Source organism: Phenylobacterium sp. (assembly GCF_016124325.1).
Lineage (GTDB): Bacteria > Pseudomonadota > Alphaproteobacteria > Caulobacterales > Caulobacteraceae > Phenylobacterium.
This window is the reverse complement of the sequence record NZ_WGNY01000018.1, coordinates 39,468-58,909: the sequence shown is the minus strand read 5'-3', so window position 1 is coordinate 58,909 and position 19,442 is coordinate 39,468. Positions and strand designations below refer to the sequence as shown.

At 70.0% G+C, this 19,442-nt stretch carries 19 protein-coding genes; 10 read left to right on the top strand and 9 right to left on the bottom strand.

Annotation, left to right across the window (positions count from 1 at the left end; genetic code table 11):
- Positions 1-31 precede the first annotated feature (31 nt).
- On the bottom strand, positions 32-775 hold the full coding sequence (locus tag GC203_RS10545; protein WP_293454027.1) for a sulfotransferase domain-containing protein: 744 nt from the start codon (positions 773-775) through the stop codon (positions 32-34).
- A 119-nt stretch (positions 776-894) separates the two neighbouring features.
- Between GC203_RS10545 and rfbF the strand changes: the two genes are divergently transcribed.
- Genes rfbF through GC203_RS10515 form a run of 6 tightly spaced genes read left to right on the top strand, consistent with a single transcriptional unit; the run spans position 895 to position 5,782 of the window.
- On the top strand, positions 895-1,662 hold the full coding sequence (gene rfbF, locus GC203_RS10540; protein ID WP_293454025.1) for a glucose-1-phosphate cytidylyltransferase: 768 nt from the start codon (positions 895-897) through the stop codon (positions 1,660-1,662).
- Entirely contained in the window at positions 1,650-2,705 is a 1,056-nt protein-coding gene (rfbG, locus tag GC203_RS10535) for a CDP-glucose 4,6-dehydratase (RefSeq protein ID WP_293454024.1), read from the top strand. The genes rfbF and rfbG overlap by 13 nt, the downstream gene beginning before the upstream one ends.
- Entirely contained in the window at positions 2,702-3,943 is a 1,242-nt protein-coding gene (locus tag GC203_RS10530; RefSeq protein ID WP_293454022.1) for a class I SAM-dependent methyltransferase, read from the top strand. Before rfbG ends, GC203_RS10530 begins: the two co-directional genes overlap by 4 nt.
- Entirely contained in the window at positions 3,943-4,473 is a 531-nt protein-coding gene (rfbC, locus tag GC203_RS10525; RefSeq protein ID WP_293454020.1) for a dTDP-4-dehydrorhamnose 3,5-epimerase, read from the top strand. Before GC203_RS10530 ends, rfbC begins: the two co-directional genes overlap by 1 nt.
- Positions 4,474-4,521: 48 nt before the next feature.
- Positions 4,522-4,977, top strand: a complete 456-nt coding sequence (locus GC203_RS10520; protein ID WP_293454018.1) for an acyltransferase — start codon at positions 4,522-4,524, stop codon at positions 4,975-4,977.
- Between the two features lie 4 nt (positions 4,978-4,981).
- Positions 4,982-5,782, top strand: coding sequence for an SDR family oxidoreductase (locus GC203_RS10515; RefSeq protein WP_293454016.1), 801 nt, complete (start codon positions 4,982-4,984; stop codon positions 5,780-5,782).
- Here GC203_RS10515 and GC203_RS10510 read toward each other — a convergent pair.
- Positions 5,779-8,088, bottom strand: coding sequence for a tetratricopeptide repeat protein (locus GC203_RS10510; RefSeq protein WP_293454014.1), 2,310 nt, complete (start codon positions 8,086-8,088; stop codon positions 5,779-5,781). The genes GC203_RS10515 and GC203_RS10510 overlap by 4 nt on opposite strands.
- A 59-nt stretch (positions 8,089-8,147) precedes the next feature.
- Positions 8,148-8,819 carry a sensor histidine kinase gene (locus tag GC203_RS10505; protein WP_293454012.1) on the bottom strand — a complete coding sequence of 224 codons (672 nt, stop codon included), beginning with the start codon at positions 8,817-8,819 and terminating at the stop codon, positions 8,148-8,150.
- Positions 8,820-9,015: 196 nt separating this feature from the next.
- Between GC203_RS10505 and purD the strand changes: the two genes are divergently transcribed.
- Complete coding sequence (gene purD / locus GC203_RS10500; protein ID WP_293454010.1) at positions 9,016-10,284, top strand: phosphoribosylamine--glycine ligase; 1,269 nt, start codon at positions 9,016-9,018, stop codon at positions 10,282-10,284.
- On the opposite strand, the gene GC203_RS10495 is transcribed toward purD, so the two are convergent.
- Positions 10,276-10,752 (bottom strand): SRPBCC domain-containing protein, encoded by a 477-nt coding sequence (locus GC203_RS10495; protein WP_293454008.1) that lies wholly within the window; start codon positions 10,750-10,752, stop codon positions 10,276-10,278. The genes purD and GC203_RS10495 overlap by 9 nt on opposite strands.
- 77 nt (positions 10,753-10,829) lie before the next feature.
- Here GC203_RS10495 and GC203_RS10490 point away from each other — a divergent pair, with 77 nt between their 5' ends.
- On the top strand, positions 10,830-11,906 hold the full coding sequence (locus GC203_RS10490) for a phosphotransferase family protein (RefSeq protein WP_293454006.1): 1,077 nt from the start codon (positions 10,830-10,832) through the stop codon (positions 11,904-11,906).
- A gap of 12 nt (positions 11,907-11,918) precedes the next feature.
- Here GC203_RS10490 and lpxK read toward each other — a convergent pair whose 3' ends face one another.
- From lpxK to GC203_RS10465, 5 genes are read right to left on the bottom strand one after another with little or no spacing between them, the layout of a single operon-like run.
- The gene (gene lpxK / locus GC203_RS10485; protein WP_293454004.1) at positions 11,919-12,905 is read right to left on the bottom strand and encodes a tetraacyldisaccharide 4'-kinase; all 987 of its coding nucleotides are present in this window, start codon (positions 12,903-12,905) and stop codon (positions 11,919-11,921) included.
- On the bottom strand, positions 12,902-14,155 hold the full coding sequence (locus GC203_RS10480) for a 3-deoxy-D-manno-octulosonic acid transferase (RefSeq protein ID WP_293454002.1): 1,254 nt from the start codon (positions 14,153-14,155) through the stop codon (positions 12,902-12,904). Before GC203_RS10480 ends, lpxK begins: the two co-directional genes overlap by 4 nt.
- A complete protein-coding gene (locus tag GC203_RS10475; RefSeq protein WP_293454000.1) occupies positions 14,152-15,123 on the bottom strand; it encodes a cation diffusion facilitator family transporter in 972 nt (323 codons plus the stop codon). Before GC203_RS10475 ends, GC203_RS10480 begins: the two co-directional genes overlap by 4 nt.
- 32 nt (positions 15,124-15,155) lie before the next feature.
- On the bottom strand, positions 15,156-15,866 hold the full coding sequence (locus GC203_RS10470; RefSeq protein ID WP_293453998.1) for a lysophospholipid acyltransferase family protein: 711 nt from the start codon (positions 15,864-15,866) through the stop codon (positions 15,156-15,158).
- Complete coding sequence (locus GC203_RS10465) at positions 15,863-17,638, bottom strand: ABC transporter transmembrane domain-containing protein (protein ID WP_293453996.1); 1,776 nt, start codon at positions 17,636-17,638, stop codon at positions 15,863-15,865. The genes GC203_RS10470 and GC203_RS10465 overlap by 4 nt, the downstream gene beginning before the upstream one ends.
- Before the next feature lie 157 nt (positions 17,639-17,795).
- On the opposite strand from GC203_RS10465, the gene GC203_RS10460 reads away from it, so the two are divergent.
- Together GC203_RS10460 and GC203_RS10455 are read left to right on the top strand one after the other, a co-directional pair.
- Positions 17,796-18,575, top strand: coding sequence for a hypothetical protein (locus tag GC203_RS10460; RefSeq protein WP_293453994.1), 780 nt, complete (start codon positions 17,796-17,798; stop codon positions 18,573-18,575).
- Between the two features lie 70 nt (positions 18,576-18,645).
- A complete protein-coding gene (locus tag GC203_RS10455) occupies positions 18,646-19,329 on the top strand; it encodes a sulfur transferase domain-containing protein (protein WP_293453992.1) in 684 nt (227 codons plus the stop codon).
- Positions 19,330-19,442: the final 113 nt, after the last annotated feature.

Genomic DNA, 19,442 nt, shown 5'->3' with positions numbered 1-19,442 from the left:
GCCTGTTCTTTGCGCGGGTCGAAACTGTGGCCTATTCGAAACCTATCCCGCAAAGGTCAGCCAGGCGCGCCATGTCGGCGGCGTAGACGTCACGGAGATAGTCGAGGTCTTCGCGGGTCAGGTCGGAGGGGAAGTCGGCCTCGCCGCCGACGTGCGCCTCGCGCTTCTGTGGGGTCGGCCGAGCCGGAAGACCGAGAAACCGTCGGATCGAGGCCAGGGCGGGGCCGGGATCGGCGCGAAGCGCCTCCGACAGAAGCACCAGGACCTGACTGCGCGGGAAGATATCCAGCACGCGCTCCATCTGCTCGCCGTAGAAGCCACGTTCGACGTACGAGAATTCGCGATCGTGACCCCAGGGCTCGGCGGCGAACAGCCGCTGGCGGCCCTTGCGGATGCACCAGGCGAAGGGCTGCGTCTCGACGCCGCGCGAATACTCCATGCGCCAATGCGACCAAGCGCGCTGGACGGGATCGCGCAGCAGCACGATCAGCTTCATCGCGGGATTGTAGGCGGCGACCCGCTCCAGGCTGTGCGGCCAATATGTGTAGATCGGGGTCGCTTCCCCGCAGGGCCTTCCCGCCGGATCGTCGAAGTGGGCGTGGTAGGCCTCATAGTTCGGTTGGTTCCAGTCGTGCGTCTCGTCGTCGAAGAAGTGGACTTCCTTCTCCCGAGACAGCGCGATGTCGCCGTAGTCGGCGAGGTAGTCGAACAGCGCCGTGGTTCCGCCCTTCTGCACGCCGGCGATCAGGAAGTTGACGCGAGGGGGCTCAGTCATGGCTTTCCCTTCCCGCGCCGGGCGACCCTAGGCAAGTCCCACGGCTTTCGGCGAAGCCTGCGAACCGCTAAGAGGGCGTCCGAGCGCGCGCGGTGAAGGCGCGTGGGTTAGGTTGACGCATGAAGACGGTGATTCTGGCGGGAGGCCTCGGGACGCGGATCTCGGAAGAGAGCCACCTCAAGCCCAAGCCCATGATCGAGATCGGCGGACGGCCGATCCTCTGGCACATCATGAAGCTGTATTCCCACTATGGATTCAACGACTTCGTCGTGTGCCTGGGCTACCGCGGCTACGTCATCAAGGAGTACTTCGCCAACTATGTGCTCCACAACGCCGACCTGACCGTCGATCTGGCCCAGGGATCGATCGAGTATCACGCGACCAACCACGAGCCTTGGAAGGTGACGCTGGTCGAGACGGGCGCCGAGACGATGACCGGCGGCCGCCTGAAGCGCGTGGCCCGGTACCTCACGCCGGGCGAGCCGTTCTTCTTCACCTATGGCGACGGCGTGGCCGACCTCGACCTGGCCAAACTGGCGGCGTTCCACAAGGCGCACGGCAAGGACGCCACGCTGACCGCCGTCGCCCCGCCCGGCCGCTACGGCGCATTGGACCTGGACGGCGGGCGGGTCGAGCGGTTCATCGAGAAGCCGCCCGGCGACAACGGCCTGATCAACGGCGGCTTCTTCGTCCTCAACCCGGCCGTGATCGAGCGCATCGACGACGACGCCACCATCTGGGAGCGCGAGCCGCTCGAAGGGCTCGCCGCCGACCGCCAGCTGATGGCCTATCGCCACGATGGCTACTGGGCGGCCATGGACACCCTGCGCGACAAGAACGTCCTCGAGAGCCTCTGGGCTTCGGGCGAGGCGCCGTGGCGGCGCTGAACGCCAGCTTCTGGAACGGCAAGCGCGTCCTGCTGACCGGCCACACCGGCTTCAAGGGCGCCTGGGCCGCGATCTGGCTGACCCGCATGGGCGCCGAGGTCACCGGCCTGGCGCTGCCGCCCGACCAGACGCCCAGCCTGTTCGACCTGGCCGAGGTGGGGCATCGCGTCGACTCCCGGCTGGTGGACCTGCGCAGCCATGGCGCCGTCGGCGCGGCGCTGTCGGGCCGCGTCTTCGACGTGGTGCTGCATATGGCCGCCCAGCCGATCGTGCGGGCCTCGATCGAGGACCCCATCGGCACCTTCCAGACCAACGTCATGGGCACCGCCCACCTGCTGCAGGCGCTGCGCGACCAGCCGGCGCTGCAGGCCGTGCTCGTGATCACATCCGACAAGGTCTACGCCAACAACGAGGCGGGCCGGGCCTTTCGTGAGGGCGACAACCTGGGCGGCAAGGATCCCTATTCCGCCTCCAAGGCGGCCGCCGAGATCGTGGTGCAGAGCTACGCCCGGAGCTACTTCCAGGCGGTCCCGGTGGCGACGGCGCGGGGCGGCAATGTGATCGGCGGGGGCGACTTCTCGCGCGACCGGCTGGTGGCCGACATCGTGCGGGCCGTCGGGGCGGGCGAGGCGGTAGTCCTGCGCCATCCGGAGGCGACACGGCCCTGGCAGCATGTGCTGGACTGCCTCGCGGGCTACTTCCGCTACCTGGAAGCGCTGGCCACCGATCCGGCGGCGCCCCGCGCGCTCAACTTCGGCCCGCGGCCGGGTGGGCCGCAGGTGAGCGTGGGCGAGTTGGCGACCCTCGGTGTCGAGGCGCTGGGCGGGCAGCCCTGGCGCTACGAGCCCGACCCGGTGTCGCTGGAGGCCCAGACCCTGGCCATCGACGCCAGCCGCGCCCGGGAGATCCTGGGCTTCGAGAGCCAGCTGGACGCGCCGCACGCGGTGGCGCTCACCATGGACTGGTATGCGCGCCAGGCCGCGGGCGAAGGCGCGCTTGCCCTGTGCCTGGAACAGATCGAGCGTTACGAGAGCGCCGCATGACCCGCCAGCCGCTTTGCCGATTCTGCCGCGCGCCGCTTTCGCGCATCTTCCTCGACCTGGGCGACCAGCCGCTGGCCAACAGCTATCTGACGCCCGAGCAGCTCGCGGCGGGGAACGAGCCGGTCTTCCCGCTGTGCACGCGCGTCTGCGACGCCTGCTTCCTGGTCCAGGCCGACCACGACGTGCCGGCCGAAGCCATCTTCGACGACAGCTACGCCTACTTCTCGTCGTTCTCGCCGGGCTGGGTGGAGCATGCGCGGCGCTATGCCGAGGCGATGATCGAGCGGTTCGGCCTGGGACCCGAATCCCTGGTCGTCGAGGTGGCCAGCAACGACGGCTACCTCCTGCAGCACTTCCTCGCCCGAGACGTCCCCGTGTTGGGGATCGAGCCCACCGCCAACACGGCCGAGGCGGCGCGCGCCAGGGGTGTCCGCACGGACGTCGACTTCTTCAACGCCGAGACCGGCCAGGCGCTGGCCGCGCGGGGCGACCGCGCCGACCTGATGGCGGCCAACAACGTGCTGGCCCACGTGCCCGACTTGAACGCCTTCGTCGGCGGCTTCCAGCACGTGCTGAAGCCCGAGGGGGTGCTGACCTTCGAATTCCCGCACCTGCTGAACCTGATCGAGAAGGTGCAGTTCGACACGATCTACCATGAGCACTACTCGTACCTGTCGCTGCTGGCGGTCGAGCAGGTGCTGGGGGCCCATGGCCTGCGGGTGTTCGACGTGGAGCTCCTGCCGACCCACGGGGGGTCGCTGCGGCTGTTCTGCTGCCGCCAGGCGGCCGGCTACGGCGAGACGGAGGCTCTGGCGGCGCTGCGCGCCCGGGAGGCCGAGGCGGGCCTGAACCGGGGCGAGACCTACGACGGCTTCGCCGCGCGTTGCGAGGCGGTCCGCGACAGTTTCCGCGAGTTCCTGGCCACGGCGAAGGACGACGGCAAGGCGATCGCGGCCTATGGCGCGGCGGCCAAGGGCAACACCTTCCTCAACTACTGCGGGACGACCGCGGCCGACATCGTCTGCGCCTATGACGCCAATCCCGCCAAGCAGGGCCGCTATCTGCCGGGCAGCCATATCCCGGTCTTCGCGCCGGCGGCGGTGGCCGAGACGCGGCCCGACTACGTGCTGATCCTGCCCTGGAACCTGAAGGACGAGATCACGCGACAGCTCGCCTTCATCGCCGACTGGGGCGGCCGTTTCGTGATCGCCTCGCCCGCAACCCGGGTTCTGGACTGATGCGCTTCCTGTCGACCGAGGTGCACGGCGTCCTGCGGGTCGAGGCCGAGCCTCATGTCGATGAACGTGGCGCCTTCGCCCGGCTTCAGTGCCCGGAGGAATTCGCCGGCTTCGGCGTCGAGTTCGCGCCCGTCCAGACCAGTCTTTCCCGCAACCCCAAAGCGGGCACTTTGCGCGGACTGCACTACCAGGCCGCGCCCCATGCCGAGGCGAAGCTGGTGCGCGTCGTCCGCGGCCGGGTGTTCGACGTGGCGGTGGACCTGAGGCCGGACAGCCCCACATACCGCCGGTGGACGGGCGCCGAACTGACGGCGGACAACATGGCGGGCCTGTTCATTCCTCAGGGCGTGGCGCACGGCTTCCTGACGCTCGAACCCGACAGCGACGTCCTCTACCAGATCGCGCCGGCCTATCGGCCCGGGCATGCCACGGGCGTGCGATGGAACGATCCGGCTTTCGGAGTCGTCTGGCCGGCCGAGCCCAAGTTGATGTCCGCCGCCGACGCCGCCTATCCTGACTTCACCGTTTAGCCCGGCGGCGAGATGCTCAAGATCGATCCTACCGCTCGAATCTCGCCGATGGCCGACATCGAAGAGTCGGTGCGCGGCACGCTGATCGATATCGGGCCGCGGGTGATGATCGACAGCTTCGTGAAGATCAAGCCGGCCGGCGGCATGGGCGACGTCGTGATCGGGGCCGATACGGCCATCAACTCGGGAACCGTGATCTATACGGGCAACGGCGTGCGGATCGGCGAAGGGGTGGCGATCGCCGCCAACTGCACCCTGGCCCCGACCAATCATGCGATCGCCGACCGGGATCGGATGATCAAGGACCAGGGGTTCCAGCCTTCCAAGGGCGGGATCGTCATCGAGGACGACTGTTGGCTGGGCTCGGGCGTGGTGCTGCTGGACGGCGCCGTGCTGCGCCGCGGCTGCGTGATCGCTGCGGGCGCGGTCGTGCGCGGGGAAGTGGAAGCCTACGCGATCTACGGCGGCGTCCCAGCCCGGCGGATCGGCGAGCGCGGCGGCTGAGGCGATGGTGCGCTACACGGTGATCGGCGCGGGCGGCTTCGTGGGCTCCCACCTTGTGCGCGCACTCAAGTCCGCCGGCGCCGAGGTGCATGCCCCGGTTCGGAGCCACGACTATGATCTGCCCGTCGATCTGGGGCGCGTGATCTACTGCGCGGGCCTGACGGGCGACTATCGGGTCCGGCCCTTCGCGGCGGTCGAAGCGCACGTCGGGCTGCTTTCGAGAATCCTGGAAGCCGGGCGCTTTGAGCGTCTTGTCTATCTGTCGTCCACCCGCGCCTATCAGACGACCGGGGCGGCCGAAGGTCGCGAGGACGCCGCATTGTCCCTCAATCCGGGCGATGGAGAGCAACTCTACGAGCTGTCCAAGGCGCTGGGCGAGAACCTCGCGCTTTGCCGATCGGATGGGCGCGCCTGCGCCGCGCGCCTTTCGTATGTGTTCGGCTCGCAGGAGGGCGACACCGGATTTCTTTCCGAATGGCTCCTGAGCGCGCGCCAGGCGCGGACCCTCGAGGTCGCCTCCACGCCCGACGAGGCGCGAGACTATGTGCACATCGACGATGTGACGCGAGCCCTGCGAACCCTTGTCGACAGCGATCTCAACGCCATCGTCAATGTGGCGTCTGGCGATTGCACGACCAATCGCGAGATCGCGGAGGTCTTCGGCGAGGAGGGGTGGCGCGTTCGGTTCACCGGCGCGGCGTCGCCGCAGCCGGCCGTGAAGGTGCGCATCGAAAGGCTTCGCGAACTCGGCATAAGTCCGAGGCCTGCAAGAGAGGTGGTGCGCGCCTACCTTCGATCGCTTTAGGCGCGCACAGCCGCGGCGCGCTTCTCGGGCGCCGCGAGGGTGGTGGCCACCATGTCGTAGAAGTCCCGGGCGAAGTCCTCGGTGCGTCCGAGCGGGCTGGCCTTGAGCTGATCGCGCAACGTTCCGCGCAGGGCCGCGATCCGGTCTCGGTCGTGGGCCAGCGCGACGGCTTTGGCCTCGAACTCGGCGACACTGTGGGCGCACAGATCGCCAAGGCCGGCATTCGTCAGGATGGAGTAGCTCAGGCGCTCGAATATGGTCGGGCCGACAAGGCTGACCGTTGGAACGCCCATCCAGAGCGCCTCGCAGGTGGTGGTCCCACCGGTCTGGGGGAACGTGTCGAGCGCCACGTCGATCTTGTTGTAGTGCTGCATGTGGGCCCCCCGGACGGCGACCCATTCGATGCGGTCACGGCTCACGCCGGCCTTGGCGAACAACCGCGCGACATTGTTGCGGAAGGTCACGGACAGACCCTCCGGTCGAATGAAGGCGAAGCGCGAGTCCGGCACGGCGGCGACGACCCGCGCCCAGCTTTCGAGCGCCTCGGCCGTGTACTTGTAGGTGTTGTTTGCGGTCCCGAAGGTGATGTAGCCGCGCCGCTCGAACGGCGCGCTAGCTTCAATGACATGGCTGTCGGGAAACGCGAGTTTGCCGAGCGCGATCCAGCTTGAGGGCATCAGCATCGGCGTCTCGATCATGAGCTCCGGACGCTCCGGCTTCACGTATGGATCGAGGACCAGGTAGTCGATTGTCTCCAGGCCGGCCGAATGCGGATAGCCGAGCCAGCTCGCCTGACGCGCCGCCGGCCTATAGGCCATGACATCGAGCTTGTTCATGTGGGTGGAGCCGCCGAGTTCGATCAGCAGATCGATCTGGTCGTCGGCGATCCTCTGGGCGGCTTCGCGCGGTGTCGTATCCCGCCACCAGCGGTAGGCGGTCACCTGCTTGGTGATGTGCTTCTGAAGCTCGTCCTCGTAGCCCTGATAATAGGAATAGACGAAGACTTCGAACCGGTCCCGGTCCATGTGATCGAAGAGCGGCAGCGCAAAATAGCCGACGGGGTGCCCCCGCAAGTCCGACGACATGAAGCCCAGTCGGATCTTGCCCTCCGGAGAGGTTCGCCGGGACCGGACGATGGGCGACGCCGCCGCCTTCTTCTCCGCCGCCCGCCCCCAGATCCGGTGCTGCTCAAGCAATTCGGCGCGGTCCGCGTCGCTACGCACCCCCGCCAATTGCTTGAGGAGCGCCGTATGCCGTCCGGTGCTGGCCCAGATGCGTCCCAGCGTGACGAAATCGCCGACCGCCTCCATCCGCTCGTAGTCGAGCACGCGTTGGAAAACCTCGCGCACGATCTTGCTGTGGGCGGGCGTGAACTCCGCCTTGCGCTCCAGGGCCTTCACCGAAAGCGCATAGGCCTCTTCGATGTTGTCGCCCTCTACGCCGGTGCGGGTGCGCTCGAGGCTCTCGATGAGCGCCATGATGTAATCCAGGTTGTCCGGCGCGAGCTCGACCGCCTTGCGCATATGCACGTTGCCGCGCACCCGGTCGCGGTCGCTGATGGTCGTGCCGAGCTGATAGTGCAGCCAGGCCTGGTCGGCGTGCGTCTCGAGCAGCTTCTGCAGATAGGCTTCGGCCTCACCGATCTGCCCCGATTGGCGGATGGCGACAGATCGCGCCTCGAGGAGCCGCGGGGAGTCCGGACAAGCTTCCAGGGCCTTGTCCAGGAGCGCGATGGCATCGGCCTGCTGATGGCGTTCCACCAAGGCGCCGGCCATGTCGAGCCAGGCGTCCTGGAAGTCGCGCTTCAGCGCCACGGCGCTGCGCAAGCGCACGAGCGCGGGCTCGAGCTTGCCCTGGTTCAACAGCGCCCGCCCGAGCTGGCGCTGGAACTCGGGATTGCGGGGGTCGAGCCGCGCCAGCTTGGCGAACATCTTCTCGGCGCGCGCGCCATCCCCCTTGTCGAGCAGGACGTTTCCAAGATTGTTGGCCGCGCCCCGGTCGTTGGGCCGCACCTTCAGGGCGCGCTCGAGCGTCGCGACGGCTTCGGGATAGCGCTTCAACCTGCGCAGGTGCACGCCGTACGTGTTGAGCAGGTCAAAGTCCTGAGGGTAGAGCTCGAGGCCCTTGGCGGCGAATTCCGCACCCTCGGCGTATCGCTTGGCGCCGTGGAGGTGAGTGATCAGAACGCGATAGACCTGCACTGTGCGGGCGGGCTGCTCCGTGACGGCGGCGATCAATTGTTCGATCGCCTCGTCGCGCCGCCCTGCATTCAGAGCCGCTTGTGCAGCGGAAAGCCGATCGCTCATTCCAGGTCCTTCGAGTCCAGACTTCGGAACCACGACTTAAGGCTCTGGGCTCTGGCTGGCTAGTATGGCGGCATGGCCGAGCGCGAGCTGGAAGAGACGTCCTCGGCTGGGAGCAGCACGGAGAGGCGCACGCCGGGCGGATCCGCCTCGGTCACGAGCTTGCCGCGCAACTGCTGGGCCATGAGCTGGGCGACGGTCAAGCCGAAGCCCTTCGATCCGGCGGCCGGGTCCATGCCCACGCCCTTGTCGGACACCGCCAATTCCACGCCCTGAGACGTTCGTCGCAAAACGACCCGAATGCGGCCATCGCGTCCCTCGGGATAGGCGTGGCGCAGCGCATTGCTCACAAGCTCGCAGACGAGCAGGGCGATCGGCGCGCCCTGGCGTCCCGGGATGCTCAACGTCTCGAGGTCGAGGTCGATCGTCACGCCCTCGCGGCCCGCCGAGGTGGCCAGATCACCCACGATCTCGCGGATCAGGGACGCCAGCTCCACCTGTTCGGCGTCGTCGTCCCAGGTCACGTGCCGGTGAGCGACGCTGACCGCGGCCACGCGCTGCTGGATCGCCTTGAGCGCGCCGCGGGCGGCTTCGTCCTCGGCGCGGCGTCCCTGCAACAGGACTATCGACGAGATGAGTTGCAGGGTGTTCTTCACCCTGTGCTCGATCTCGCGGTGACGTGCGGCCTGGCGCTCGAGCGCCAAGCCCGGATCGTTCTCGTCTGCGTCGGCCATACCGCCTCCCGAAGCAGGCCTGCCCCCTTACAGTACCGCAGGACGGCGCCGAGGGGGTTGCGACCTGACGTCGCCGGTCGGCGAACGCGATACCCTGATTGGTGGCCATGCGGAAACCCCGTGGTCGCTCGGCGTCGCGGCCGACGGGGCCACGGTCTCTTGACCGGACGTGGCGGCCACGCCAAAGCGCGGCGTCATGAACATCCTGCTTGTGGGCTCCGGCGGGCGCGAGCACGCGCTGGCCTGGAAGATCGCCGCCTCGCCGCGCGTACGGCGGCTCGTCGCCGCGCCGGGCAATCCGGGCATGGCGGCCCAGTGCGAGCTGCGTCCGGTGTCCGCCACCGACGTGGAGGGTCTGGTGGCGCTGGCGCGGGAGATCGCGGCCGACCTGGTCGTCATCGGTCCGGAATCATCGGTCGCCGCAGGCCTGGGCGACGCGGTGGCCGCCGCCGGCATCGCCTGTTTCGGGCCGACGGCGCAGGCGGGACAGCTGGAATCGTCCAAGGCCTTCACCAAGGCGTTCGCCGACCGCCACGGCCTGCCCACCTCGGCATATGCGATCTGCGACAGCGCCGAACAGGCAAGGGCCGCGCTCGACGGGTTCTCGCCGCCCTATGTGATCAAGGCCGATGGCCTGGCGGCCGGAAAGGGCGTGGTCATCGCGCCGGAGCGCGCCGAGGCCGAGGCGGCGATCGACGACGCCTTCGGCGGGAGGTTCGGCGCCGCCGGCGCCCGGGTGGTGATCGAGGAGTTCCTGGAGGGCGAGATCGGCTCGCTGTTCGCCCTGTGCGACGGCAGGGACTCGATGCTGTTCGGCTGGGCCCAGGACCACAAGCGCGCGTTCGACGGCGAGCAGGGACCGAACACCGGCGGCATGGGAACCTACTCGCCCGCGCCCGTCTTCACGCCGCAACTTGTCGAGCAGGTGCGCGAGCGGCTCGTCGAGCCGACCTTCGCCGGTGTCGCGGAGGAGGGCGCGCCCTATCGCGGCGCGCTGTTCGTGGAGCTGATGGCCACCAAGGCGGGGCCGAAGCTGGTGGAATTCAACGTCCGTTTCGGCGATCCCGAGTGCCAGGTGCTGATGCTGCGCCTGGAGAGCGACCTCGTTCCCTACCTGGAGGCCTGCGCGAAGGGCCGCCTGGCCGAGATGCCCCAGCCGGCGTGGCGCGATGAGGCGGCGATCTGCGTGGTGCTGGCGGCCAGGGGCTATCCCGACAAGCCGGCCGCGGGCGGGGAGATCCGCGGGGCCGATTCGGACTTCGGACCCGACGTCGTGGTCTTCCATGCGGGCACGCGGCGCGACGCCGACGGGACTCTGCGGGCCGCCGGCGGCCGGGTGCTGAACGTCTGCGCGCGAGGGGCGACGCTCAAGGCCGCGCGCGACAAGGCCTATGCCGCGATCGCCAGGATCGACTTCCCGGACGGCTTCTGCCGCACCGACATCGGCTGGCGCGCGCTAAGCTAGGCTTTCGGCGACGGCGCGCAGCGCGGGGAGAGCCACGCTGTGCCAGGCATGGCCCAGGCCGCCCCGCACGTCCTCCGTCTCGTGGTCGTCGAACTGGCTCCAGCCGGAATGGACGAGGCGCACATAGGTGCCGCCGGGTATGCGGCGCAGGCGGATGTCGACCCAGGTGTCGGGGATGTCCGGGAAGCCCCAGCTGAACGACAGCCGGCGGGGCGGATCCAGCGCCTCGATCCGGCAGGCGATCGCGTCGGTCACGTCGCCCGCGTCGCGGCGCGCCCGGTCGGGCTGGAGGTAGAAGATGTGGCCCGGCAGGGCCTCGAACCGCAGGCAGCCCATCCACTCGACCACCAGCGCCGGCTCGGAAAGCGCGCGCCAGACCCGGTCGCGCGGAGCCGCGATCTCGATGATGGAGGTGATGTCCTCGACCATGCCCCGCCTGTGCGGGCCGCATGCGATGTCGTCAAGCATTGCGGTCTCGCCTTGCTCCCGGCGCCGGCCCCTCGGTAAAAGGGTTCAAACAAGCGTACGAGGATCGAGGGAACCCCATGTCGGAAGCGGCCACCGCGGAACAGGAACGCGAACAGCTCAACACCGGCACCAAGGCCGTCGCCGAGACCCACAGGTTCGACGAGGCGGCGCTCGAGGCCTGGATGAAGGCCAATGTGGAGGGCTACGCCGGGCCGCTGGAGGTGCGCCAGTTCAAGGGCGGCCAGTCGAACCCGACCTATCAGCTCATCACGCCCGGCAAGAAGTACGTCATGCGCCGCAAGCCGCCGGGCAAGCTGCTGCCCTCGGCGCACGCGGTGGACCGCGAGTACAAGGTGATCACGGCGCTGGGGACCACCGGCTTCCCGGTGGCCAAGACCTACGGCCTGTGCCTCGACGAGGGCGTCATCGGCACCTGGTTCTACGTGATGGACATGGTCGAGGGCCGGATCTTCTGGGACCAGTCCTTGCCGGCCTGCGAGCCGGCCGAGCGCAAGGCGATCTTCCTCTCGAAGATCAAGACCCTCGCCGATCTCCACAACACCGACTACGCCAAGATCGGACTCGAGGACTACGGCCGGCCGGGCAACTACATGGCCCGTCAGGTCGACCGCTGGACCAAGCAGTACAAGGCCTCCGAGACCCAGCTCATCCCGGAGATGGAGCGGCTGATCGAGTGGCTGCCCAAGACCGTGCCCGAGCAGGAGCGGACCTCGATCGTCCACGGCGACTACCGGTTGGACAACATGATCTTCCACCCGACCGAGCCGCGCGTGGTGGCGGTGCTCGACTGGGAGCTCGGCACCCTGGGCGAGCCGCTGGCCGACTTCACCTACCTGCTGATGAACTGGGTCAACGGCTCGATCTCGACGATCCCCGACCTCAAGGCCCACGGCATTCCCACACAGGAAGAGGCGGTAGAGTACTACTGCAGCCTGACCGGCCGCTCGGGCCTGCACGACCTCTACTGGTTCTACAGCTACAACGCCTTCCGCCTGGCCGGCATCCTGCAGGGCATCGTGGGCCGCGTGCGCGACGGCACGGCCAACAGTCCGCACGCCGCGCAGCAGGCCGACCGGGTCGTCGGCCTGGCCGAGGCGAGCTGGAAGTTCGCCCAGAAGGCCGGGGCCAGCTAAGGCCGGGGCCAGCTAGAGGCGGCCGAGCAGCGCGTCCAGGGCCGCCTCGTCCTCGAAGACCGCCCGGACCGGCCAGGGCGCGATGCGTTCGCGCCAGGCCGCGGGCAGCCGCGCCCAGTCCTTCTCGGTGGTGACGAGGCCGGCGCCGAACTGGGCGGCGCGGTCGGACAGGCGCGCAAGAGTCGCCTCGTCGTAGGCGTGATGGTCCGGGAAGGGCCAGAAGTCGGCCAGACGGCAGCCGGCCGCCGCAAGCGCGCGCTCCACCTTCCAGGGCTTGCCGACGCCCGCGAAACCGACCTGGGGGCCGGACGGCGGCGGCGCGGCCGGGACCAGCCGGGCGACCAGGGTCGGGACGGCCGACAGCGTCGCCATCAGCTCCGGGTCGGGCGACGGCAGGTCGGCCGGCAGCAGCACCACCGCGGCGTCGGCGCGGGCGAGGCCCACGGCCAGGGGCTCGCGCATCGGCCCGGCGGGGAAGACCCGGCCGTCCCCGAACGGCCATTCGCCCTCGCGCGTCTCCCCGTCCACCACCACCAGCGACAGGGCCTTGGCAAGCGACGGGTTCTGGTGGCCGTCGTCCAGCACGATCGCCTTCGCGCCGGACGCCGCGGCGGCGCGGGCGCCGGCGGCGCGGTCCCGGGCGATCCAGACCGGCAGGTCGCGCGCCAGCATCAGGGGTTCGTCGCCAACCTGGCTGGCGGTGTGGATCGCGGGATCGACACGTAGCGGACCGGGCTCGGAGCCGCCGTAGCCGCGCGACAGGACATGGGCGCCGAGCCGGCGGGCGATCTCGCGGGCGACCGGCGTCTTGCCCACCCCGCCCACGGTGAGGTTGCCCACGCAGACGACGGGGACGCCCGGGTCGAACGGCCGGCCGTTCGCGATCCGCCGTGCGGTCGCCGCCGCCCAGATCCACGAGACCGGCGTCAGCAGGGCGCGGCTGACCGGAGCGATGCGGCGGTCGCGGCTGTACCACCAGCGGGGCGTGGCGAGCTTCATGCCGGCAGCAGGGGGTCGATCAGGGCCATGGCCGCGTCGAAGGCGGCGCCCTGCCGGCGGGCGTAGGCGAGCGCGGCCTCGCCCATGCGCCGCGCGATCATGGGGTTGTCGAGCAGGCCGCGGATGTGCCGCGCCAGGGCCTCGGCGTCCGCGGCCGGGATGGCGGCGGCCTCGGCGAACAGGTCGTCGTACAGGTCGGCGGCATTGTAGGCGTGCGGGCCGGTGAGGATCGGGCGGCCGATCCGGGCCGGCTCCAGCGGATTATGCCCGCCGACGCCCGGCAGGAAGGCGCCGCCCATCACCACGATGTCGGCGAGGCGGAAGAAGAGGCCGAGTTCGCCCAGGGTGTCGGCGACGTGGACGCCTGCGCCGGGCGTCTCCCCCGCCTCGCGGCGGGTGGCGGCGAACAGCCGCGCGAGATCCGGCCCGCGATCGGGATGGCGCGGCGCGAGGATCAGGAGGGCTTCGTCCGGATCGCTCACCGCCGCCCGGAACGCCTCGACGACGAGCGCCTCTTCGCCGGCGTGGGTGCTGGCCGCCAGCACCACCTTGCGACTGGCCACCGCCGTCCGCAGGCGTTCGAGCTCGGCGGGGTCGGCCGGCAAGGGTTCGCCCACGAGCTTGAGATTGAGCGTTGCGCCGGGCCGCGCGCCGAGCGCCTCCAGGCGTCCTGCCGCGGCGGCGTCCTGCGGCAGCACGAGGTCGAAGGCCCGCAGGATCGCGCGGGCGGTCGCCGGCCAGCGGCGCCAGCGCGCGGCGCTGGCCTCGGTGATCCGGGCGGAGGCGAGCGCCAGCCGCACGCCGGAGCGCTTGGCCGAGAGGATCAGGTTCGGCCACAGCTCGCTCTCGACGAAGATCGCGAGCCCCGGCCGCCAGTGGTCGAGGAAGCGCCGCACGGCGCCGGGCGTGTCCACGGGCGCGAACTGGTGGATCACGCCGAGCGGCAGCCGCCGGGCCATCATGGCAGCCGCGGTCACCGTTCCGGAGGTGACGAGGAGCGTCAGGTCGGGTCGGCGGGCGCGCAGCGCTTCGACCAGGGGCAGCAGCGAGACGGTCTCGCCGACGCTGACGCCGTGAAGCCAGGCCACCGGGCCATCGGGGCGCGGCGTCGAGGCGCGCCCCAGGCGTTCGGGCAGGCGAGTGGCGTCCTCCTTGCCCTCGCGGGCCCGGCTGCGCAGCAGGGCCGGCGCAAGCGGCTCCAGGAAGCCGGTGGCCGCGCCGTAGAGGGCCAGCGGCAGGGTGGCGGTCACACCACCTCGGCGGGCGCGAGGCGGCAGCCGTGGGCCGCGTCGGTCTCGACCTGAAGCGTGGCGTGGCGGATCCGGAACCGCTGGGCCAGCCCGTCGCAGGCCATGTGCAGGAAGCGGTCGCAGTCGCCGTTCTGCGGCCGTAGCAGGTGGGCGGTCATGGCCGTCTCGGTGGTCGACAGCGCCCAGACATGGAGGTCGTGGACGTCCTCGACGCCGGGCAGGTCGGCGAGCCAGCTGCGCACTTCATCCACGTCGATGCCGCGCGGCGCGGCGTCCATGGCGAGGTCGACGGAATCGCGCAGGAGGCCCCAGGTCCCCAGGACGATGACGCCGGCGATCGCCAGGCTGAGCGCCGGATCGAGCCAGAGGATTCCGGTCCGCGCCATGACGAAGGCGCCGATCACGACGGCGACGGAGACCCCGGCGTCGGCGGCCATGTGCAGGAAGGCGCCGCGGACGTTCAGGTCGTCATGGCTGCCGCGCATGAAGAGCAGCGCCGTACCGGTGTTGATCGCGACGCCCAGGCCGGCGGTGAGCATGACGATATTGGTGTCGATCGCCGCGGGTTCGGTGAAGCGCCGCACGGCTTCGGAGACGATGGCCCCGATGGCGACCAGCAGCAGGACGGCGTTGGCCAGCGACGCCAGGATCGTGGCCTTGCCCATGCCGTAGGTGCGCCGGCCGGCCGGCGCGCGCCTGGCCAGGACCGCCGCGCCCCAGGCCAGTAGCAGGCTGAGCACGTCGGAGAGGTTGTGTCCGGCGTCGGCCAGCAGCGACAGCGAGCCGGTCCAGAGGCCGGCGACGGCCTCCGCGGCGACGAAGATCGTGTTGAGGACGACCCCGATGGCGAACGCCCGGCCCATGTCGGCCGGCGCATGGTGATGGTGGTGGCCGCCGTGTCCGTGGCCATGCGAATCGCCGTGGTCGCGCCCGTGCGCATGATCGTGATGGTGGTGGTGATGAGCCATCAGCGCCTATGTCTCACCGACGGGCGGGCCGATCAACGTGCGGCATGGCCGACCAGCGCCTCGGCGCGCCGGGTGGCGGCGGAAAGGCGCGCGGACCAGTCCTTGATCAGTTCGGCGATCTGGGCGGCGTCGGCGTCGGCCGGCACGTGGAGCGGACCCTCCCAGACCACGGCCCCGCGGCCGAACGGGGCGGCCCACATCACCTTGTCCCAGGTGCTCTGCATCTGGGCCGCCGGCCTGGCGGCTATGCCCATGAGGTAGATCGGCTGGCCGGAACGGCGGGCGATCTGCAGCGAGCCCTCGGCGATGATCTCGTTCGGGCCGCGCGGGCCGTCGGGGGTGACCACCAGGGCGCCGCCGCCCTTCACCCAGGCGACCGCGTCGCGGATCGCGGCGACGGCGGCGCGGGCTTTGGCCGCGTCGCCCCGTTTGGCCGAGGAGGCGCGGATCGCCGGGAAGCCCGACATCTCCAGCGCGCGGGCGATGAATTCGCCGTCGGCGGATGGCGAGACGAGGCAGCGGGTGCGCTTGCGCCACCACTGCGGCGCGGTCGCCAGGCACAGCGGGATGCGGCCATGCCAGAACAGGGCGATGGCGCCCCTGGAGTCGTCGGCCAGCACGGGCTCGACGCACTGGGCGTTCTCGTGCCGCCAGCGCACGGTGCGGAGCACGATCCGCAGATAGGTCCCCAGCACCCAGCCGAGGAAGGCCTGGACGCCATCCGAGCGCAGGAAGGCCTTCAAGCGGCGGGCTCCGCCTCCAGGTCCTGGCTCTTGGCCAGGCGGGCGTAGAGGCCGCTCTTCTTCACCAGGCCCGTATGGTCGCCGGCTTCGACAACCCGGCCGCGGTCGATGACATAGATGCGGTCGGCGCCGCGCACGGTCGCGAGCCGGTGGGCGATCAGGATGGTGGTGCGGCCGGCCATCAGGCGCTTGAGCGCGGCCTGGACCTGGGCCTCGCTCTCGGCGTCCAGCGCGCTGGTGGCCTCGTCGAGCAGCAGGATCGGCGCGTCCTTGAGGAAGGCGCGGGCGATGGCGATCCGTTGGCGCTGGCCGCCCGACAGCCGCATCCCGGCCTCGCCGACCGGCGTCTGGTAGCCCTCGGGCAGGGCGGCGACGAACTCGTGCGCGGCCGCCGCGCGCGCCGCGGCCTCGATCTCGGCCGGCGACGCCTGTGGCCGCGCATAGGCGATGTTGGCCGCGATGGTGTCGTCGAACAGGAACGGCTCCTGGGTGACCAGGGCGATCTGATCGCGCAGGGAGGCGAGCGTCACCTCGCGCACGTCCTGGCCGTCGATGGTCACGCGGCCGGCGGTGACGTCGTAGAAGCGCGGGATCAGGTTGAGGATGGTGGTCTTGCCGCCGCCGGAGGGGCCGACCAGGGCGACCATCTCGCCGGGCGCGGCCTCCAGGCTGATCCCCGACAAGGCGACGGGGCCCTCGCCGCCGTAATGGAAATCGACGGCCTCGACGCGCACCTCGCCGCGAACCCGGGCAAGGGCGCGCGCGCCCGACCGCTCGCGGACTTCCGGCTCGACATCCATGGCGGCGAACAGGCGGCGCGCCGCCGACATGCCTTCGGCGAAGACGGTCTGGAGGTTGGCCAGCTGGCGCAGCGCCTGACTGGCGAGCGTGAGGGCCGCGATGAACGAGAAGAAGGCGCCGGCCGTCATGCCGCCGTGGGTGGAGCGCCAGCCCGCGTAGGCGAAGACCATGGCCACGATCAGGGTCATCAGCAGCTCGGTCGCCGGCGCGGCGCGGGCGCGCGCGTTGGCGCCCTTGGTCAGGTGGCGCTGGCGGCGGCGGACCACTTCGGCCACGCGGGCCTCTTCATAGGCCTCGCGGTTCTCCAGCTTGACCACCCGCACGCCGTCGAGGCTCTCCATGATCGCCGAGGAGAGCGCGGAGGTCTCGGCCATGGCGCCCTTGGCGGCCTTGGTCGTGCGTTTGGAGAAGCGGCGCATGATCGCCGCGGCGATCGGCGCTGCGGCCAGCAGCACCAAGGACAGGAGCCAGTCGTTGGCGATCATGACGATCGCCGCCCCGATGAAGGTGAGCAGGTTCTGGGTGTAGTTGACCACGCCCGAGGTGGCGGCCTCGCGGATCAGGCCCGCGTCGTAGAGCACCGAGGAGACGAAGGCCCCCGAGTGCTGGCTGCGCAGGTGGGCCAGATCGGCGCGGACCAGCTTGCCGAAGAGCTGGACCTGCACGTCGCCGACGACGGCGTTGCCGATGTGGTTGACGAGGGTGGCCTGGACCACCTGGGCCAGGGTGCGGGCGATGGCGAGCGCGGCGATGGTGAGCGGCAGGATCAGGATGGCGTCGGGCTTGTGGAACACCATCAGGTCGTTGGTGGCCGGTTCGATCAGGCGCACCAGCTCGGCGCTGCAGAAGGCCACCACGACCGCGGCCAGCATCGCGCCTGTCCAGCCCATCCAGCGCGGGGCCATGTAGACGCGCGCGACGCGCCCGATCAACGCACGGGCGGACAGCTCCGGCGGGGCGGGCTCGCTCATGGGGCAGGCGTCGGACGATGCGGCCTGCAAGTCAAGCTGCTGACGCGCCACCCCCGAACGGGGGATGCCGGCGGCGCGCCATCGACGCATCTAACCCCCTGGCGCGACCGGGCCCGCGTAGGGGCGCGCGTCGGCAGACAGAGAGTGGGGGCAAACCGTGGCGATCCTTTCCTATAGCGTCGGCTCGAACACGATCACCTTCGGCGACATCGCGACGCTGACGATCGGCGAGGCCAAGATCACGACCACCAACGAGACCACCTTTGCGTCTCAGATCACGGTCTCGGGTCTCATCAACGGCACGCTCGACGTGATCTTCGGCGGCAAGTTCACCCTGCTGGCCGGCTTCCCCACCGGCGGGACGTTCACGAGCCTGGAAGTGGATTTCAACGGCCAGCCGATCATGAAGCTCACCGACTTCTCGCTGCCCTATGGGCAGGGCGCGCCGGACTTCACGAACCTCTCCGTCTTCCTCAACACCGACGACGTGCTGACAGGCGCGGCGCTGAATGACCTGCTCGAGGGCTTCGCGGGCGCCGATTCGATGGATGGCGGCGGCGGCCTCGACGTCATGAACGGCAACACCGGCAACGACACCCTGTCGGGCGGCGACGGCAACGACATCGTGCGCGGCGGCAAGGACGACGACGTCGTGATGGGCGGGGCCGGCAACGACTTCCTCTCGGGCGACCGCGGTTCGGACACCCTGACGGGCGGCGCGGGCGCCGACATCTTCCACACGTTCTCCGGCGCGGGCCTCGATCGCGTGACCGACTTCAACCGCGCCGAGGGCGACCAGGTCTTCGTGCTGGGAAGCCAGTACACCGTCAGCCAAGTGGGCGCCGACGTGGTCATCGAGCTCACCGACGGGTCGAAGATGGTGCTGGAGGGCGTGCAGCAGTCGACCCTCACCGGGGACTGGATCTTCAGCATCTGACCCCCGCGCGGCCGGGAAGCGCCAAGGCGTCGCATTGGCGTCGGCGCCCGAACACTCCTACCTACGCCGCATGGCAGACGCCCCGGCCCGGCCCGATTTCGACCTCTCGTCCCCGCTGGGGCGGGCGCGGGCCTATGCGGACTACATGTGGAACGACCACGCCTATCTTCGCCTCGGCTTCTCCAATGCGCATTGGATCAGCGAGGAGCTGGTGCGGGCCAACCAGCCTTGGCCGCACCAGCTGGCGGAATGGCGCGACCGCGGCATCCGCACGGTGGTCAACCTGCGCGGCGGCTTCGACGCCAGCTTCCATGCGCTGGAGAAGGACGCCTGCGAGCGGCTGGGCCTGAACCTGGTCGACTTCACGATCACCTCGCGCGAGGTCCCGTCGCGCGACCGCGTGCTGGGCGCCAAGCGGCTGTTCGAGACGCTGGAGTACCCGGCGCTGATGCACTGCAAGTCCGGCGCGGACCGGGCCGGGATCATGAGCGTGCTCTACATGCACTTCCGGAAGGGCAAGTCGATCCGCGAGGCGCTGGAGCAGCTCTCGTTCCGCTACCTGCATATCCGCCACGGCAAGACCGGCGTGCTGGACTACACCTTCGCCCGCTACCTCACCGAGGGCGAGCCCAAGGGCATGAGTTTCCTGCAGTGGGTCGAGAGCCCGATGTACGACCCAGACGCCATGAAGGCCGAGTTCCGGACCAACATGTGGGGCAACCTACTGACGGAGAGCGTGCTGCGGCGGGAGTAGCCGGAATCCTCCCCTTCGGGGGAGGTGGCGCGAAGCGCCGGAGGGGGTCCGCTCAAACCTCGCCGCGCGGTCGCGTCCGGGGCCGATGCGGCGGCCGGACGTCCTGAGTGGAG

Bases quoted from the DNA above. Each gene is read 5' to 3' on its own strand.
- rfbF (WP_293454025.1), top strand. From the start codon at position 895: ATGAAGACGGTGATTCTGGCGGGAGGCCTCGGGACGCGGATCTCGGAA.
- GC203_RS10510 (WP_293454014.1), bottom strand. From the start codon at position 8,088: ATGAGCGATCGGCTTTCCGCTGCACAAGCGGCTCTGAATGCAGGGCGG.
- GC203_RS10495 (WP_293454008.1), bottom strand. From the start codon at position 10,752: ATGCTTGACGACATCGCATGCGGCCCGCACAGGCGGGGCATGGTCGAG.
- GC203_RS10455 (WP_293453992.1), top strand. From the start codon at position 18,646: ATGGCAGACGCCCCGGCCCGGCCCGATTTCGACCTCTCGTCCCCGCTG.
- GC203_RS10530 (WP_293454022.1), top strand. From the start codon at position 2,702: ATGACCCGCCAGCCGCTTTGCCGATTCTGCCGCGCGCCGCTTTCGCGC.
- GC203_RS10475 (WP_293454000.1), bottom strand. From the start codon at position 15,123: ATGGCTCATCACCACCACCATCACGATCATGCGCACGGGCGCGACCAC.
- rfbC (WP_293454020.1), top strand. From the start codon at position 3,943: ATGCGCTTCCTGTCGACCGAGGTGCACGGCGTCCTGCGGGTCGAGGCC.
- GC203_RS10490 (WP_293454006.1), top strand. From the start codon at position 10,830: ATGTCGGAAGCGGCCACCGCGGAACAGGAACGCGAACAGCTCAACACC.
- GC203_RS10515 (WP_293454016.1), top strand. From the start codon at position 4,982: ATGGTGCGCTACACGGTGATCGGCGCGGGCGGCTTCGTGGGCTCCCAC.
- GC203_RS10520 (WP_293454018.1), top strand. From the start codon at position 4,522: ATGGCCGACATCGAAGAGTCGGTGCGCGGCACGCTGATCGATATCGGG.
- GC203_RS10545 (WP_293454027.1), bottom strand. From the start codon at position 775: ATGACTGAGCCCCCTCGCGTCAACTTCCTGATCGCCGGCGTGCAGAAG.
- purD (WP_293454010.1), top strand. From the start codon at position 9,016: ATGAACATCCTGCTTGTGGGCTCCGGCGGGCGCGAGCACGCGCTGGCC.
- GC203_RS10465 (WP_293453996.1), bottom strand. From the start codon at position 17,638: ATGAGCGAGCCCGCCCCGCCGGAGCTGTCCGCCCGTGCGTTGATCGGG.
- lpxK (WP_293454004.1), bottom strand. From the start codon at position 12,905: ATGAAGCTCGCCACGCCCCGCTGGTGGTACAGCCGCGACCGCCGCATC.
- GC203_RS10505 (WP_293454012.1), bottom strand. From the start codon at position 8,819: ATGGCCGACGCAGACGAGAACGATCCGGGCTTGGCGCTCGAGCGCCAG.